Origin of the sequence: Haloarcula sebkhae (assembly GCF_014647415.1) — an archaeon.
GTDB lineage: Archaea > Halobacteriota > Halobacteria > Halobacteriales > Haloarculaceae > Haloarcula > Haloarcula sebkhae.
This window is the reverse complement of record NZ_BMPD01000002.1, coordinates 41,119-55,310: the sequence shown is the minus strand read 5'-3', so window position 1 is coordinate 55,310 and position 14,192 is coordinate 41,119. Positions and strand designations below refer to the sequence as shown.

18 protein-coding genes are annotated in these 14,192 nt (G+C 62.6%); 13 read left to right on the top strand and 5 right to left on the bottom strand.

Annotated features, from left to right (window positions below):
• The first annotated feature begins 102 nt into the window (after positions 1–102).
• Entirely contained in the window at positions 103–483 is a 381-nt protein-coding gene (locus tag IEY38_RS06210) for a CBS domain-containing protein (RefSeq protein WP_170098089.1), read from the top strand.
• Positions 484–516: 33 nt separating this feature from the next.
• Here IEY38_RS06210 and IEY38_RS06205 read toward each other — a convergent pair whose 3' ends face one another.
• Entirely contained in the window at positions 517–1,230 is a 714-nt protein-coding gene (locus tag IEY38_RS06205; protein ID WP_188976257.1) for a TIGR00266 family protein, read from the bottom strand.
• Positions 1,231–1,324: 94 nt separating this feature from the next.
• Complete coding sequence (locus tag IEY38_RS06200) at positions 1,325–2,293, bottom strand: sugar phosphate isomerase/epimerase family protein (RefSeq protein ID WP_188976255.1); 969 nt, start codon at positions 2,291–2,293, stop codon at positions 1,325–1,327.
• A 144-nt stretch (positions 2,294–2,437) separates the two neighbouring features.
• Here IEY38_RS06200 and IEY38_RS06195 point away from each other — a divergent pair, with 144 nt between their 5' ends.
• From IEY38_RS06195 to IEY38_RS06140, 12 genes are all read left to right on the top strand, one after another.
• Entirely contained in the window at positions 2,438–3,310 is an 873-nt protein-coding gene (locus IEY38_RS06195; RefSeq protein ID WP_188976253.1) for a 3-hydroxyacyl-CoA dehydrogenase family protein, read from the top strand.
• Positions 3,307–3,906 carry a DUF2391 domain-containing protein gene (locus IEY38_RS06190; RefSeq protein WP_188976251.1) on the top strand — a complete coding sequence of 200 codons (600 nt, stop codon included), beginning with the start codon at positions 3,307–3,309 and terminating at the stop codon, positions 3,904–3,906. Before IEY38_RS06195 ends, IEY38_RS06190 begins: the two co-directional genes overlap by 4 nt.
• 72 nt (positions 3,907–3,978) lie before the next feature.
• Entirely contained in the window at positions 3,979–4,158 is a 180-nt protein-coding gene (locus tag IEY38_RS06185; RefSeq protein WP_004516620.1) for an HVO_2753 family zinc finger protein, read from the top strand.
• A 2-nt stretch (positions 4,159–4,160) separates the two neighbouring features.
• Positions 4,161–4,427, top strand: a complete 267-nt coding sequence (locus IEY38_RS06180; RefSeq protein WP_004593354.1) for an elongation factor 1-beta — start codon at positions 4,161–4,163, stop codon at positions 4,425–4,427.
• 113 nt (positions 4,428–4,540) lie between these two features.
• On the top strand, positions 4,541–4,831 hold the full coding sequence (locus tag IEY38_RS06175) for a 50S ribosomal protein L21e (RefSeq protein ID WP_005535295.1): 291 nt from the start codon (positions 4,541–4,543) through the stop codon (positions 4,829–4,831).
• Entirely contained in the window at positions 4,828–5,184 is a 357-nt protein-coding gene (locus IEY38_RS06170; RefSeq protein ID WP_005535296.1) for an RNA polymerase Rpb4 family protein, read from the top strand. The genes IEY38_RS06175 and IEY38_RS06170 overlap by 4 nt, the downstream gene beginning before the upstream one ends.
• A gap of 175 nt (positions 5,185–5,359) precedes the next feature.
• Positions 5,360–5,932 (top strand): DUF655 domain-containing protein, encoded by a 573-nt coding sequence (locus IEY38_RS06165; protein WP_188976249.1) that lies wholly within the window; start codon positions 5,360–5,362, stop codon positions 5,930–5,932.
• An 81-nt stretch (positions 5,933–6,013) separates the two neighbouring features.
• Complete coding sequence (locus IEY38_RS06160) at positions 6,014–6,871, top strand: 16S ribosomal RNA methyltransferase A (protein ID WP_188976247.1); 858 nt, start codon at positions 6,014–6,016, stop codon at positions 6,869–6,871.
• A 1-nt stretch (position 6,872) separates the two neighbouring features.
• Complete coding sequence (locus tag IEY38_RS06155; RefSeq protein WP_188976245.1) at positions 6,873–7,496, top strand: HemK2/MTQ2 family protein methyltransferase; 624 nt, start codon at positions 6,873–6,875, stop codon at positions 7,494–7,496.
• Between the two features lie 62 nt (positions 7,497–7,558).
• On the top strand, positions 7,559–8,557 hold the full coding sequence (locus tag IEY38_RS06150; RefSeq protein WP_188976243.1) for a 5-methyltetrahydropteroyltriglutamate--homocysteine methyltransferase: 999 nt from the start codon (positions 7,559–7,561) through the stop codon (positions 8,555–8,557).
• Between the two features lie 4 nt (positions 8,558–8,561).
• Positions 8,562–9,635: a methionine synthase gene (locus IEY38_RS06145; RefSeq protein WP_188976241.1), complete on the top strand. Its 1,074-nt coding sequence runs from the start codon at positions 8,562–8,564 to the stop codon at positions 9,633–9,635.
• A gap of 699 nt (positions 9,636–10,334) precedes the next feature.
• Entirely contained in the window at positions 10,335–10,847 is a 513-nt protein-coding gene (locus IEY38_RS06140) for an HTH domain-containing protein (protein WP_005535309.1), read from the top strand.
• Here the strand turns inward: IEY38_RS06140 and IEY38_RS06135 are convergent.
• Genes IEY38_RS06135 through IEY38_RS06125 form a run of 3 tightly spaced genes read right to left on the bottom strand, consistent with a single transcriptional unit; the run spans position 10,844 to position 14,140 of the window.
• On the bottom strand, positions 10,844–11,977 hold the full coding sequence (locus IEY38_RS06135) for an ABC transporter permease (RefSeq protein WP_188976239.1): 1,134 nt from the start codon (positions 11,975–11,977) through the stop codon (positions 10,844–10,846). The genes IEY38_RS06140 and IEY38_RS06135 overlap by 4 nt on opposite strands.
• The gene (locus IEY38_RS06130) at positions 11,967–12,650 is read right to left on the bottom strand and encodes an ABC transporter ATP-binding protein (protein ID WP_188976237.1); all 684 of its coding nucleotides are present in this window, start codon (positions 12,648–12,650) and stop codon (positions 11,967–11,969) included. Before IEY38_RS06130 ends, IEY38_RS06135 begins: the two co-directional genes overlap by 11 nt.
• Positions 12,647–14,140 carry a COG1361 family protein gene (locus tag IEY38_RS06125; RefSeq protein WP_188976235.1) on the bottom strand — a complete coding sequence of 498 codons (1,494 nt, stop codon included), beginning with the start codon at positions 14,138–14,140 and terminating at the stop codon, positions 12,647–12,649. The genes IEY38_RS06130 and IEY38_RS06125 overlap by 4 nt, the downstream gene beginning before the upstream one ends.
• Positions 14,141–14,192 lie beyond the last annotated feature (52 nt).

Here is a 14,192-nt window from a genome sequence, read left to right as displayed (position 1 = left end):
ACCCGGCTGTTCACTCGGGGCCGAGATAATGCTCATGGTGACGGCAGGAGAGCGGGCCGCCGCGAGGGAAAAGACGAAACCGGATGCGCGCGTTGCTCCTGCATGGCCACTGAAACGACCGTTCGTATCGAGGATATCATGTCGACGCCGTTAGAGACGATTTCTGCTGACGAAACCGTCAAAGCGGCCGCGACGCAGATGCAAGCGCAGAACATCAACGGCATCTTCGTGCCGGGGGCAGAGGCGGGCATCATCACTACCACCGACATTGTCGATGCCGTCGCGACCGGGAAGGACCTCTCGTCGGCGACCGTTGGCGACGTGATGACGGCTCCAGTTGAGCGGGTGACGACCTCACTGGAACTGGGCGAGGCCGCCGCGATGATGACGACCTACGACATCAAGCACCTCCCGGTCATCGACGAACACCAGGATTACGTCGGCATGGTGTCGTCGACGGACATCACGCAAGCGCTTTCCTGAACGCGGCTGTTTTCCGGCGGATTCCCGACAGGTTCAGATGAAGTCGTCCAGACCGGACGAATTACCGCCGTTGTCACCTGTTCCGGGCAGCGCGTCCGCGATGGCCGAGGTGAAGGAGGCGAGGCCGCGCGTCTGGTACCAGACCGTTCCGGGGCCGGTGAAGTCCATCACGAGACCCTCCCCACTGAGCAGCGTCGACTTCAGTCCGCCGACGCGGCGGGCGTCAAAGTTGACTGAGTCCTCCCAGGCGACGACGTGGTCGTTGTCGATTGTATAGGACTCGCCGGCGTCGAGTTCGACGGTCTCCAACCCGCCGAAAGCCTCAATGAGGACGTTCCCAGTCCCTTTCAGCGCCAGCGGCGTGATGCTCGCGCCAGCCAGCATCGACTTGATACCGCCGAACTCGGAGTCGATGTCGATGCCGGGGTCGGACGCGAGGAACGCCCCGTCGACGGCGTACAGCGTCTCGCCGGTGAGTTCGTGATGATGGACGTCGCCGGGTGTCGGTGGCGCGAGGGTTACCGTTCCGGAGCCGCCCTTGGCAGTGAACTCGTTTGCGAGCAGTGACTCACCGCCCAGCATCGACTTCGCGGAACTGAGGAGGCCGTCCCGGCTCGTCGTCGTTTCGATTTCGATAGTCGACGAGTGGCTGACCATCGCGCCGGGTTCGGCGAGTATCGATTCGCCGCTGTCGAGGGCAGCGCGGACGTGCGTGTACGAGGGCTGGTGTGTGAGTTCGATGTCCATATCGTGTCACTGGATACGGGAATCCGGTCGTAACATCTCGTAGACACTATATAAGCGTATGTGCCCGAAAAAGCCGCATCGTTGGTTGTACCGGTCACTCAGCCCAGTATGCGTCGCCGGGCTGGGTCTCGAAGACGGCGCGGTCGAGCACGTCGACCGCTTTCTCCAGCCCCTCACGTGCACTGGTCAGCGAGTCCTCGTGTTCGATAGAGAGCGCGCCGTCGTAGCCGACCATCCGCAGCGTCGACACCACGTCTTTCCAGTGGGACTCGTCGTGGCCGTAGCCGATGGAGCGGAACAGCCACGACCGGTCCGCCTCGTCCGTGTACGGCGCGGTGTCCAGTACGCCCTTCTCGCGGGCGTTTGACTCGTACACTTTCGTGTCCTTGGCATGGAAGTGGTGGATGGCGTCGTGTTCACCGAGCAGTCGGATGGCCTCGGTCACGTCGATGCCCTGCCAGTACAGATGCGACGGATCGAAGTTCGCGCCGATGCGGTCGTTCGTCCGGCTGCGCAGTTCCAGCAGGCCGCGCGGTTCGTACACCAGCATGTTGGGATGCATTTCGATGGCGACATCGATGTCGTGTGCGCCCGCGTGGGCCGCGAGGTCCGACCAGTACTCGTCGGCGACGCGCCACTGGTACTCGTGAGCGTCGGCGTGTTCAGTCGGCCACGGAGCGGTGATCCAGTTCGGGACCTCGTCGTCAGGTCCGCCGGCGGGCAGCCCCGAAAACCCCGTGACGGTGTTCACGTCGAGCTGGTCGGCCAACCGGATCGCTTCCCGGAGTTCACGGTCGGCCTCTGCGGCGCGCTCGTCGTCCGGGTGAAGCGGATTGTTGTGTGTCGCCAGCGCGCTCACCCGGAGGTCGTGTTCGTCTAAAAGCGTCTCAAGTTCAGCCTGTTTCTCCTCGTCGTCGAGATACGCCTGCCGGTCGAGGTGGTCGTCGCCGGGGAAGCCGCCACACCCCAGTTCGACCGCATCGACGCCTATGTCGCTGAGATACGCCAGTGCCTCATCGAGTGACTGTCCGCCCAGCGGGACTGTCAGTACGCCGATATCCATACTCGGCGGTACAGCCGGTGTCGAAAAAAGCGTACTGCCGCTGCTCCAGTTGCCCTGTCCAGCCCACAAGCGGTTCGGCCCGGTGAGAAGACCGGGACAGGTCCCGGCGTAAAGGATTAACGCCGGGAGTGCGGTGGTACTGTCATGATTGTGGCCGTACTCGGAACCGGACAGCGGGGGCGGGATATCGCACAGCGATGTGTCCGTGTGGGCCACGAAGTGCGTCTTCGGGGAACGGATGCGACGGCCGTGATGGACCGAGTCGACGAGGTTCGGCGCGCACTCAACGGGGATGTCTCGGCCAGTATCGACGGAACCACCGGGCTCGAAAGCGCCGTCAGCGGCAGCGATATCATCATCGACGCGACCGCTGGTGAGACGGACGGCCATCGAGAGGTAGTCGCCGAAACTGAGACGATGGTCAAGGGGGAGACGCTCATCGCTGTCAGCGACACGTCACTGTCGGTGACTGCCGTCGCGACTGGCCTCCGGAGCCCGGACCGCGCGGTCGGCCTCAACCTCGTCGATCCGCCGAACGGGGCTATCGTCGAGGTCGTCATCGCCGAGCAGACGACGGCAGTGACCCGTGACCGAGTCACGGACTTCGTGGAGAGTCTGGACGCGTCGCCAGTCGTCGTGCGCGACACGCCGGGGTTCGCCGCGCTCCGCCTCGAACTCGCTACCATCGCCGAGGCGGTCCGGATGGTCGAGGACGGCGTCGCCGGGGTTCGTGATATCGACCGGACCTTCAAGCGCGGGGCGTCGGACCGCGACGGGCCGCTCGTCCGCGCCGACCGGCATGGGCTGAAAACAGTGCTCACAGCGCTCGAAGACCTCGCTGAGCGGCTCGACGAGCGGTTCGAACCCCCGGCGCTGCTCAGACAGAAGGTCGCAGACGGGCAACGCGGCGCAGTCACCGGCGAGGGGTTCTACATCTGGGAGGACAGCGAGCCGACGACCGGGGCCGACCCGGACCCGGACGTACCAACGCGAGACAGCGACCCTGATCTCAGATGAGCCAGTCAAACCGCCCTCCGGCCGAACTAGACGCAGAGGACGATGAGTTCGCGAATCTATTCGACGAACTCCAAGAACTGGAACAGCTCGTCGACTCAGAGGACGAGCGCCAGCAGGTCCGGGACGCAATGCGCGCGGCCGCAGACTCACAGGACCACGAGCCTGCGACCTTCGGCCGGGTCGTCTGGGGCTTCGGACGGTCCGACCTCGCGGAGGCGCTGCTGGGCTCGCTGTTGTTCGGGATTCCGATGGCTGTCGAGGGCGGAACGGTCGACGCCGGCCGTCACATCGCCCAGCACCCGCTGTATCTTGCGGCGACTATCGTCATCGCCATCGGGCTGGTCATCTCGATTCTGTACGTGGCCGAGTTTCAGGACGTACGGGTGGCAAACCCGATTTTCGGGCTGATTCCCCGGCGACTCGTCGGCGTCACCGGAACGGCGCTGGTCGTCTCCATCGCCCTGCTTACGGGCTGGGGGCTGGTTGAGTGGTCAACGGACCCCGCAGTCGTCTACGAATCGGCCTGCATCTGTGCCGTGGCGTTCGTTCCGATGGCGATCGGCGCTGCGCTTGGGGACATTCTGCCCGGGAACTAGGGCCATGGCAGTCACTCGCGGTGACGGTCGCGTTTGGCAATCGTTAAAAGCCGCGGTCGGATACGGAGTGGTATGAGCGAGAGCCAACAGAAACAGGCGCGCAAGTGCGTCTCGTGTGGCATCAACATCGCCGGCACGAACGCCGCCGCGTTCAAGTGCCCGGACTGTGGCCAGCAGATCTACCGCTGTGCCACCTGCCGAAAGCAGAGCAACCTCTACAAATGCCCGGACTGCGGTTTCATGGGGCCATAACAATGGGGAAAGTAGCAGCCAAGATCAAGGTCATGCCGGAGAGTCCCGAAGTCGACCTCGACGACCTGCAGGAGCGTCTTGAGGGCGTGCTTCCCGAAGGAACGAAGATCAACGGGTTCGAGCGCGAGGACGTCGCCTTCGGCCTCGTCGCGCTGACGCCGACGGTCATCGTCCCTGACGACACTGGCGGCACGGAAGCCGTCGAAGAGGCCTTCGCGAACGTCGATGACGTCGAGTCGGTCTCCGTCGAGAGCACCGGTCGCCTGTAATCGACCCGTCGCTGTAGTTTTCTACTCGGCTCCGTAGCGACTGCCAGCACGTGGCCGGCGACGGCCGCGGAACGCACGTTTTATTAGGGCGACCGGATTAGCGGAGAGCAAGAATGCCTAGTTCAAACGGACCTCTCGAAGGAACACGAGACAAGCTCAAGAACAAGCCCCGCGACCGCGGCACCTCGCCGCCCCAGCGCGCCGTCGAAGAGTTCGACGACGGCGAGAAAGTCCACCTCAAGATCGACCCGTCCGTGCCGAACGGGCGCTTCCACCCGCGGTTCGACGGCCAGACCGGAACCGTCGAAGGGAAGCAGGGTGACGCGTACAAGGTCGATATCGTTGACGGTGGCAAAGAAAAGACCATCATCGTCACCGCTGCGCACCTGCGCCGGCAAGAATGACGATATTCAAAGAAAAAGTCAGTGAGGAGTTCCTGACGGTCGCGGAGACCAAGGAGATACTCGAAGACCTCGAGATGGAGCGGGCCGCCGAGGAGGACCGCGAGATGCGCTACGAGCTCAAGCGGGCCATCGAGCACGTCAACCGCTTTGCCCTCCTCGACCCCGAGGAGTCGCTCCAGTTGGTCGAAGACCTCGAAGAACTCGAGAAGGTCGACACGCCGACGGCCTACAAGATCGCGAACCTCCGACCGCTGGACCGCGACGAGCTCCGGGCCGTGTTCGCACAGGAGCGGTACACGCTCGACGGTGACGAACTCGACGAGATAATCAACATCGTCAAGCAGTACGCGTAACGACGCCGTCAGTTCGGCTACCGCCGCTCTTTCTCTGATTTCCCCGGCGACCAGCAGCGTGATCAGTCGTCGTTTTCCGCCGCCGTTGAACCGAACACAAAGATAGCGACGGCGTCCCGTGAAGCGGTTCGGGGCATCCACCGGCATTAAGTGTGCTGTACTCGTACTGCCTGTCATGACTGAATCGGAGAGCGGCGGCGACACTATGATGGCGGCTGTCCTCGATGTCCTCCCGCACGGACGTCCCGGGGACGACCGGCCACAGCACCAGAAGGAGCCGCTCGCGTACGCGCTCGACGTTGATGAGTTTTATATTTACGAGTTGCAGCTCGATGACAAGGACGTCGATATCGCCTTCGGCGACCGCGTCGACCTGACGGAGTTCGGCCGTGTGGCGGAAGTCGAGTTCGAGGACATCCCGAGCGGTGCCCGCTCGGAACTCGACTACGCCGTCGAGGAAATCGTCGAAGCGAACGAACAACGCTTTGTCGACTTCTACAACGATGCCCAGCCGATCACGCTACGGCTCCACCAGCTGAATCTCCTGCCGGGCATCGGGAAGAAGCTCCGGAACACGATTCTCGACGAGCGAAAGCGAAAGCCCTTCGAAAGCTTCGAGGACCTCGAAGAGCGTGTCAGCGGCCTCCACAGCCCCAAGGAGACGCTCGTCGAGCGAATCCTCGAAGAGCTACAGGACGACGACCTGAAGTACCGGCTGTTCGTCCGGCGCGAGGAACAGTCCTCTTAACACTGTCGGCTACAAGCAGCTATCCCCACGGCCGTCAGTACAAGGCGACCCTTTTCTACCGCGACCCGTTACGGCTCGCTAATGACTACAACCGAAACAGGGACTCGGGACCCCGACGCGCTCGTCCGGCGGGCCGGCAAACGGGCCGACACCCGGCAGGACCAGCACTTCCTCGTCGACGACCGGGTCCTCGACCGAATTCCGGAGTACGCGACGGACGCGGGTATCGACCTCTCGCACGTACTGGAGATCGGCGCAGGCCCGGGCGCGCTGACGGACCGCCTGCTCGCGACGGCTGAGAAAGTGACCGCAGTCGAGCGCGACCCGGACTTCGCGGCACATCTCCGCGAGGAGTTCGCCGAGGAGGTCGCGGCGAGCCGCCTCACTATCGTAGAGGGTGACGCGCTCGACGTCGCCCTCCCCGAGTTCACCGCCAGCATCTCGAACCTGCCCTATGGCGCGTCCTCGGAGATCGCCTTTCGGCTGCTGCCGGAACAGCGCCCGCTCCTGTTGATGTTCCAGCAGGAGTTCGCCGAGCGCATGGCCGCCGAGCCGGCGACGGACGACTACGGGCGGCTTTCGGTCACGGCGGGCCACTACGCCGACGTGGAAGTAGTCGAGACGGTGCCGCCTGAGGCGTTCGACCCGCAACCGCGTGTGACGAGCGCGCTCGTCCGGACGACGCCGCGGAAACCCGACTACACTGTCCCCAGCGACGACTTCTTCATGGACTTCCTGAAGGCGGTGTTCACCCAGCGCCGGAAGACGATGCGCAACGCCGTCCGCAACACGGCCCACATCTCCGGGCTGGGCGACCCCGATGCGGTGGTCGAGGCTGCCGACGAGGACCTCATGAGCGCCCGCGCCGGGAAGCTCACACCAGCCGATTTCGCCACGTTGGCGACGGTCGCCTACGAGGTCGGGCAGCCGGAGGCTTGAGATGGGCGAAGAGACGCGCGACCGGGACGACGGAGACGGTGGCTCCGACGACCGACCCTCACTGGCCGACCAGCGGGGCGTGGCGTCGGTGTACCAGCCGGCGGAGGACTCGGACCTACTGGCACGCACGGCCCGAGAGCGAGTCGAGGCGGGCGACACCGTCCTCGATGTGGGGACAGGCTCCGGGTACGTCGCCGCGACGCTCGCCGACGCCGGGGCACGGGCGGTCGGCGTCGACGTGAGCCCGCTGGCCTGTCAGGAGGCCGCTGACAACGGCGTCTCGGTCGTTCGCGGCGACCTCGTCGAGCCGTTCCGGGCGGATGCCTTCGACCTCGTTGCGTTCAATCCGCCGTATTTGCCGACCCCACCCGAGCAGGAGTGGGACGACTGGATGGAACACGCGCTGTCGGGCGGTGACGACGGCCGTCGCCTCGTCGACCCGTTCCTCGAAACCGTCGAGCGCGTGCTGGCTCCGGGTGGCGAAGCGCTCATGCTCGTCAGTAGTCTCACGGACCCGGACGCAGTGCGGGCGTACGCGAGCGAACACGGCCTAGCGAGCGAGCAGCTTGCGAGCGAGAAGCACCCCTACGAAGTCCTCGTCGTCTTGCGGTTCTATCAAGACTAATTACTACTGGGCATTTTATTGAATAGGAAATATTAAAGCCCGTCATTTCCTACTGCAGGGCAATGACACAGGTAATCGCCACGACCCCTGGGCTCTTTCCGCTTCCGGATTGGGCCAAGGACGAACTGGCAGATCTGAAGGGCCATCAGAAGACCGACCTCATCTCGGGCGACGAGTCCGGCGAGGTCGTCGCGGCCTACGACGAGGCACGCGAGGAAGTCATCGCCGTCCAGCAGGACGCCGGGCTCGACCGCGTGGTCGAGGGCCAACTCCGCTGGGACGACATGCTCGCGCACCCGCTCGCGGTCCACGACAGCGTAGAGACGAAAGGCATCGTTCGCTACTACGACAACAACAATTTCTACCGAGAGCCGGTCGTGCAGGGCGACCTGAGCGCTGACGGCGGCGACGTGGCTGCAGACCTCGGCGCGGCCGCCGAGCACGTCGACGACGGCCTTCAGGCCGTGCTCCCTGGCCCGTACTCGCTAGCGGACCTAGCGACCGACGAGCACTACGGCGACGACGCCGCGTTCCTCGACGCCATCGCCGACTTCCTCGTCGAGGAAGTGAACGCGTTCCCGGATGTCGAGACGCTGTTCCTGCTTGAACCGTCGCTCGTCGAGAACACGCCCGCCGACGGCGAGGATGAACGCGCCGCCGAGGCAATCGATGCCATCGCCTCGGCCGCCGACGCCGAAGTCGTCGCCCACACGTACTGGGGCGCAATTGAGGAGAAAGCCTACGCACATCTGATGGACGCTGACGTGGATGCCATCGGCTTCGACCTCGTCGCGAACCACGACCAGACCGTCTACAACGTGCAGGAATACGGCACCAAGGACGACGTGGCGCTGGGCGTTGTCGACGGCCAGAACACGCTCGTCGAGTCACCCGAGACGATTCGGGACCGCATCGACTGGTTCGAACAGCAGACAAACACCGCCTACGACACCGTGTACGCGACGGCGAACACGGAAACGTTCTATCTCCCGGTGAACAAGTTCGAAGACAAACTCGAAGCGCTTGCAAACGCCGCGGATCTGGAGACGGCGGAGGCATAAAACGATGACAGGACCACGAGACCAGTTCAAACCGGCGGACCACCCGAACGACCACTTCCTGCTGACGACCGTCGTCGGCTCCTACCCCAAGCCCAAGTGGCACGACCGTGCCCGAGAGCTGTTCGAGGACGAGGACGCCGACTTCGGTGAGGACGAATGGGAGGAATCGAAAGACGACGCCTCCCGGCTCATCACCCACGAGCACGAGCGGGCGGGCCTCGACGTTATCTGTGACGGCGAGATGCGCCGCAACGAGATGGTGGAGTACTTCGCCCACCGCATCGACGGCTACGAGTTCAACGGCCGCGTGAAGGTGTGGGGCCACAACTACTTCGACAAGCCGAGCGTCGCCGACGAGGTCGAGTACGGCGAGCAGTGGCTCGTCGAGGAGTTCGAGTTCACCGACGAGGTCGCCGAGCGACCGGTCAAGGTTCCGATTACGGGGCCGTACACGCTCGCGAACTGGTCGTTCAACGAAGTGTACGACAACGAGGAGCAGCTGGCCTACGAACTAGCAGACCTCGTCAACGAGGAGATCGAGGCGCTGGTCGAGGCCGGCGCTCGCTACATCCAGATCGACGAGCCGGCACTGGCAACGACGCCGGACGACCACGCCATCGTCGGCGAGTGTCTGGAACGCATCGTCGACGAGATCCCCGACGACGTGCGCCTCGGCCTGCACGTCTGTTACGGCGACTACTCGCGGATCTACCCCGAAATTCTGGACTACCCAGTCCACGAGTACGACCTGGAACTCGCCAACGGCGACTACGACCAGCTCGACGTGTTCAAAGAGCACGAATTCACGAAGGACTTCGCCATGGGCGTGCTGGACGCACACACCGCTGAGGTCGAGTCAGTCGAGGAGATCAAGGAGAACATCAAGAAGGGACTGGAGGTCGTGCCCCCAGAGCGCCTCACCGTGTCACCGGACTGCGGCGTGAAGCTTCTGCCCCGGGAGGTCGCCCGCGGCAAGATGGAGAACATGGTGCAGGCCGCTCGCGAAATCGAAGAAGAACTGGACGCTGGCGAGATCGATATTGTGGCCAGTGGAACACAAGCGCACGCAGACGATTGAATCGACGAGAGGGGCCGGCCACGGACGTTCAATCGTTTTTGTAGCAGACGAGTAGCGAGAACCCGAACACGCGGTGGGTTCTCGGATAGTCGAACGGGGAGTGTGTGGTACGCCACGGCTCGACCCTAGCCGGTGAAGTCGTGAATGGAGTCCCTCGCAAGCAGTGCGGCTGGAGGACCAGCGGGCGTCCGAACACAGCGTGGTACGACTGCCCGTGTTTTCGACGAGGGTTGGCTACGATTTCGGCAGCTATCGAATATCCTCGGGCGCGCCCCTCCCGGATCCGGCAAATGTCGCAGACAGGTACAGCGACCATACCGGGTGCGGGGTCAGGCAAGACCTGTGGAGTCTCCGGCTAGCAATATCTCGAACAGGTCGTCACGGGGCTGCCTGAGCACAAAAGCTCCCGACAAACAACTATTTGAATTCTTATGAATCTTCGAATCTACCGTCTAAACCTGAGTATGTCCACCAATAGTTTGTTCGACAATCACCGAAACTAGCATCGACCTAAGAGGAAAATAACTGTTGACGTACTAATAATATAAGGGGCTTCCGTATTCAGGTAAATACACCATATTATGGATATAGAGCTCCCTCATACCGCAAATTCCAGAATTCATTTTCATGTAGTATGTTGGCATGTGTATCTGGGAAAGAGTTTTGAGGGTCTCTGGAGAAGCTAGCGATGAGAAAGCTATGACAGGGGACACACATCTTCGAGCGGAACTGTATCTTCGTGGAGATACCTACGGTACATTCGACGCACAACAGCAGGTACTCAATCGGGTGAAGCGACTGGAGGCCAACGGTGTGTTCAGCGAGTCGATGTTGGCCGGCGAGTGGCAGCGGATCAGAACGATGGCAGAGGACAAGCGGTCGGAAGCCATCCGGACCTATGAGGAGTTCAGAGACTGGGCAGGCCAGAACGACCACTCGCTCGAACCGGCGTTCGAACGGCGGAACCGAAGCTACGTCGGGATGGACCGTGTCGACGACGTGGTCGTGTTCCCGGTCGTCTCGCTGGCAATTTACGACGGCGACGACCTAGAGGGCGTGTTCCCGTGCTCGGACGAGGAACGGACCTACACCGTCGGCGACGCGCTGGAGGCCTTCGAGCGCGGCGACGAGGACTGGCTCGCACAGTTCGACTCCCTGTCGGTCGACCGAACCGACCCACTGCTGGAACCGGGTGTCGACGCGACGATTTAACCGCGGAGCGCGTCGACTGGTTCTTCGCTCGCTGCTTTCCAAGCCGGATACAGCCCGCTGACGATACTCGTCAGCACCCCAAAGGAAAACGCCGCGCCGACGTACCAGGCGTTCGGTAGCCTGAAGACGGCCATCGCATCGCCGACGGCGTAATGGTTTATCGCTAGCCCGGCACCGATACTCAGAATGACACCAGCGATGCCACCGAGGAACCCGAGTAGCGTCGCTTCCATCAACATCACTTTGAGGACATCCCGCTTCTGGTAACCGACCGCTCTGAGAACGCCGATCTCCTCCCGGCGTTCGACGGTGGACATCAGCATGACGTTGAGGATCGAGATGCCGGCCACGAGCAGCGAAATCGATGCGATACCGGCGAGGACGGTGTTGATGATCTGGAACTGCTCCTCGATGGTGTCGACGAGAGAGCCCAGTTCCTGAACGAAAACCCGGTCCTCACGGTTGTTGAGTGAGTCGCGTATCCCCATCGCGGTTTCGTTAGCCTGCGTCCCAGTGGACTCCATAACGTACACCTCTGAGTAGCCACGCTGGCTGAACGAAGTGGCCGGCACGATGACTCGGTTGTCGGGGTTCGTCGGGGAGAACGCGTCGCCCTCCTCGAGAACTGCACGGATACGGACACTGGTTCCGTTGACAGTGATCTGGCTCCCGGGATGCAGGTCGTGTGCCTCAGCAACACTTGAACCGACAAGTGCTCCGGATCGGAACGGGGATACCCGTCCCTCTTTTGCCTCGTACAACTCTTCCGGGTTCTCAACACCGTATATTGTTTCCCTGACTTCGTCCTCACGGTTGTACGACACCGGCTCCACGCGTGTCTTTACCGGCGAGACAGTTGCTGTCGCGCTCGCCTCCCTGCGAATCGTGCGGATATCTCGCTCGGTGAGTTCAGTGACGTTTTCGCCGGAGTTCGGGTACACGGTGAGCTGGTTTCCGACGTTGCCGAGGTTCTGGGTGAACGAGTACTGGAGCGCGACGCCGAACATCCCCAGCGAGGCGATAGCGACGACGCCGATGACGATGCCTAGCGACGCCAGCAGCGACCGCATCTTCGTCCGTGTGAGGTTGCGCCGTGCCATCAACGCGGCCGGGAAGAACCTACCCGCCATTCTTTCGTTCCCTCCCAATAGTGCCGTCGACCAGATGGACGGTTCGGTCGACGTATTCGTTGACAAGGTCGTCGTGAGTGACGGCGACGATTGCCACGTCGTCCTCGTCGGCGATGCGGCGGAACTCGTCGAGTATCTGTCGCCCGGTTTCGCTGTCGAGGTTGCCCGTCGGTTCGTCGGCGAGAACGACCTTTGGGCTGTTGATGAGCGAGCGCGCGATGGCGACGCGTTGCTTTTGTCCACCGGAGAGTTCGTCGGGCTTGTGGTCCAGTCGCTCACCCAGCCCAAGCCGCTCGAGGAGTGTTCTGGCCCGTTTTTTGACTTGTGGGCCACTGTCCAGCAGCAGGGGGACCTCGACGTTCTCAACCGCGGTCAGCGTCGGTAGGAGATAGAAGTGCTGGAACACGAACCCGATCGTTCGCTTGCGGAGAGCGGTCCGCTTGCTGTCGCCGAGTCCGGTCACGTCCTGCCCCTCCAGCAGGACGGTCCCCTCCGTCGGCGTATCCAGCAGTCCAAGGATATTCAGCAAGGTCGTTTTGCCACTGCCGCTTGGCCCCATAATCGAGACGAACTCACCGGCTTCGAGGGCGAAGTCGATACCCGCCAGTGCATAGAGGGTCTGGCCGCCGGTCCGGTAGCGCTTGACCAGTCCCTGTGCGTCGATGACCGTCATACCTCGATATCGTCGTCGCTGCGGCGGTAGCGGCGCACGAGGACACCGACGACGACCAGTAGCGCCAGGCCACCGGCGACGAACACCGGCAGCATGCTGTTCTGGTCACCACCCCCGCTGTTGCCATCCTGCTCCGGCTGTGGTACCGAACCGCCCATCTGGTTGGTGGCTACATCGAACGTCTGTCGCTTCCGCGTGTCATCAACGAGGTACGTCACCTCCAGTGGTACCGACGTGACGTTGCCCGTCGTCCGGGCGTACACGTCGAAGGAGACGAAGTCACTGGCCGGGACCGTGCCGACGAAGTAATCCCGGTTCGGGGTTGCTGGAGTGACGTTCTCTGTGTCGACGACGCTGACAAGGACGCTGTCCGCATCAGTCGACCCGACGTTGCTCGCACTCCCTGAAATCTGGAGGCGTCCGCCCTGCCGAATCACGTCCAGACCGGTGAGGTCTATGGTTCCTGGGGCCGATCGGAGCGTCGTTTCGGTGGTCGTCTGCTCCGTTTCGGTCCCGAGCTCGTAGTCGGCAGTGACGGTAACGTCCGCACGGGGTTCGTCCATCGTAGCGTTCAGTCGCACCTGCCGGGTCGTGCTGGCGGAGATGTTCTCAAGTAGTACACGCTGGAACGACGCGTTCTCCGACGTTGCACTGACCATGACATCCGAGAGGGGAGCGTTGGCCCCGTTAGAGACGGCGACCCGGAGGGCGCGGTCGGTGCCGCTACCGACCGCTGTCGTATCGAGTTCCACACCGTTCCGGAGCGGGTCCGACTCAATGTCTGTCGTCCGGGTCGTGCTGCGGGTGGTGTCTCCGTCAACTGTGTAGCTGATAGTTGCGGTCAACGAGTGTTCGCCGGCGGATGCAGGTCGGAACCGGAACGGGGCTGTAATCGACCCGTTCTGTGCGACGCTTGACCGAACCGTCCGTCTCTTTGTCATCTCGACGCCGTCGCCCTCGACGACGACTTCGACGTTCGTTATCTGGGTATCGAGTCCGTTTGCGACGGTGACCTCGCCGGTCGATTCAATGCCAGCGACGGAGTCGTTGGCCGTAATATCCACCTGTGGGTGACGCTCTTCGACGTTTAGCTTCACCGGGTATCTGAGCTCGACGTTCTCTCCCGTTCCGCGGTCACGACCGTACACAATGACGCGGAGATCCTTGGTTCCGGACGAATCAAAAGTTGCGATCAGGGGTACTTCAAGGGTGCTCCCCGCTGAAATCGCCCCCAAATTCGAAACACGTTCGTACTCGGTCACTCCGCTCCCACCGGATTTCCGGATCGCGATAGCATTGATATCAAGCGGCGCATCGCTATCCGGCAAGTTTCGAACAGTCGTATCGAATGTGACAGTTTCGCCCGGTGCTGGGGATGATGGTGATATGTCGACGTCGGTAATAGACGCCTTGACGCTGGCACCAGCGACCGACAGTGGAAGTGAACTTATCACGACCAGACAGGCCATCACAGCCACAGTGCGTCGCATCACGCAATCACCTCTGGCTGGAGTAAGCGTCTGCCAGTCCAACAACTCATCG

Bases quoted from the DNA above. Each gene is read 5' to 3' on its own strand.
- IEY38_RS06210 (WP_170098089.1), top strand. From the start codon at position 103: ATGGCCACTGAAACGACCGTTCGTATCGAGGATATCATGTCGACGCCG.
- IEY38_RS06205 (WP_188976257.1), bottom strand. From the start codon at position 1,230: ATGGACATCGAACTCACACACCAGCCCTCGTACACGCACGTCCGCGCT.
- IEY38_RS06200 (WP_188976255.1), bottom strand. From the start codon at position 2,293: ATGGATATCGGCGTACTGACAGTCCCGCTGGGCGGACAGTCACTCGAT.
- IEY38_RS06195 (WP_188976253.1), top strand. From the start codon at position 2,438: ATGATTGTGGCCGTACTCGGAACCGGACAGCGGGGGCGGGATATCGCA.
- IEY38_RS06190 (WP_188976251.1), top strand. From the start codon at position 3,307: ATGAGCCAGTCAAACCGCCCTCCGGCCGAACTAGACGCAGAGGACGAT.
- IEY38_RS06185 (WP_004516620.1), top strand. From the start codon at position 3,979: ATGAGCGAGAGCCAACAGAAACAGGCGCGCAAGTGCGTCTCGTGTGGC.
- IEY38_RS06180 (WP_004593354.1), top strand. From the start codon at position 4,161: ATGGGGAAAGTAGCAGCCAAGATCAAGGTCATGCCGGAGAGTCCCGAA.
- IEY38_RS06175 (WP_005535295.1), top strand. From the start codon at position 4,541: ATGCCTAGTTCAAACGGACCTCTCGAAGGAACACGAGACAAGCTCAAG.
- IEY38_RS06170 (WP_005535296.1), top strand. From the start codon at position 4,828: ATGACGATATTCAAAGAAAAAGTCAGTGAGGAGTTCCTGACGGTCGCG.
- IEY38_RS06165 (WP_188976249.1), top strand. From the start codon at position 5,360: ATGACTGAATCGGAGAGCGGCGGCGACACTATGATGGCGGCTGTCCTC.
- IEY38_RS06160 (WP_188976247.1), top strand. From the start codon at position 6,014: ATGACTACAACCGAAACAGGGACTCGGGACCCCGACGCGCTCGTCCGG.
- IEY38_RS06155 (WP_188976245.1), top strand. From the start codon at position 6,873: ATGGGCGAAGAGACGCGCGACCGGGACGACGGAGACGGTGGCTCCGAC.
- IEY38_RS06150 (WP_188976243.1), top strand. From the start codon at position 7,559: ATGACACAGGTAATCGCCACGACCCCTGGGCTCTTTCCGCTTCCGGAT.
- IEY38_RS06145 (WP_188976241.1), top strand. From the start codon at position 8,562: ATGACAGGACCACGAGACCAGTTCAAACCGGCGGACCACCCGAACGAC.
- IEY38_RS06140 (WP_005535309.1), top strand. From the start codon at position 10,335: ATGACAGGGGACACACATCTTCGAGCGGAACTGTATCTTCGTGGAGAT.
- IEY38_RS06135 (WP_188976239.1), bottom strand. From the start codon at position 11,977: ATGGCGGGTAGGTTCTTCCCGGCCGCGTTGATGGCACGGCGCAACCTC.
- IEY38_RS06130 (WP_188976237.1), bottom strand. From the start codon at position 12,650: ATGACGGTCATCGACGCACAGGGACTGGTCAAGCGCTACCGGACCGGC.
- IEY38_RS06125 (WP_188976235.1), bottom strand. From the start codon at position 14,140: ATGCGACGCACTGTGGCTGTGATGGCCTGTCTGGTCGTGATAAGTTCA.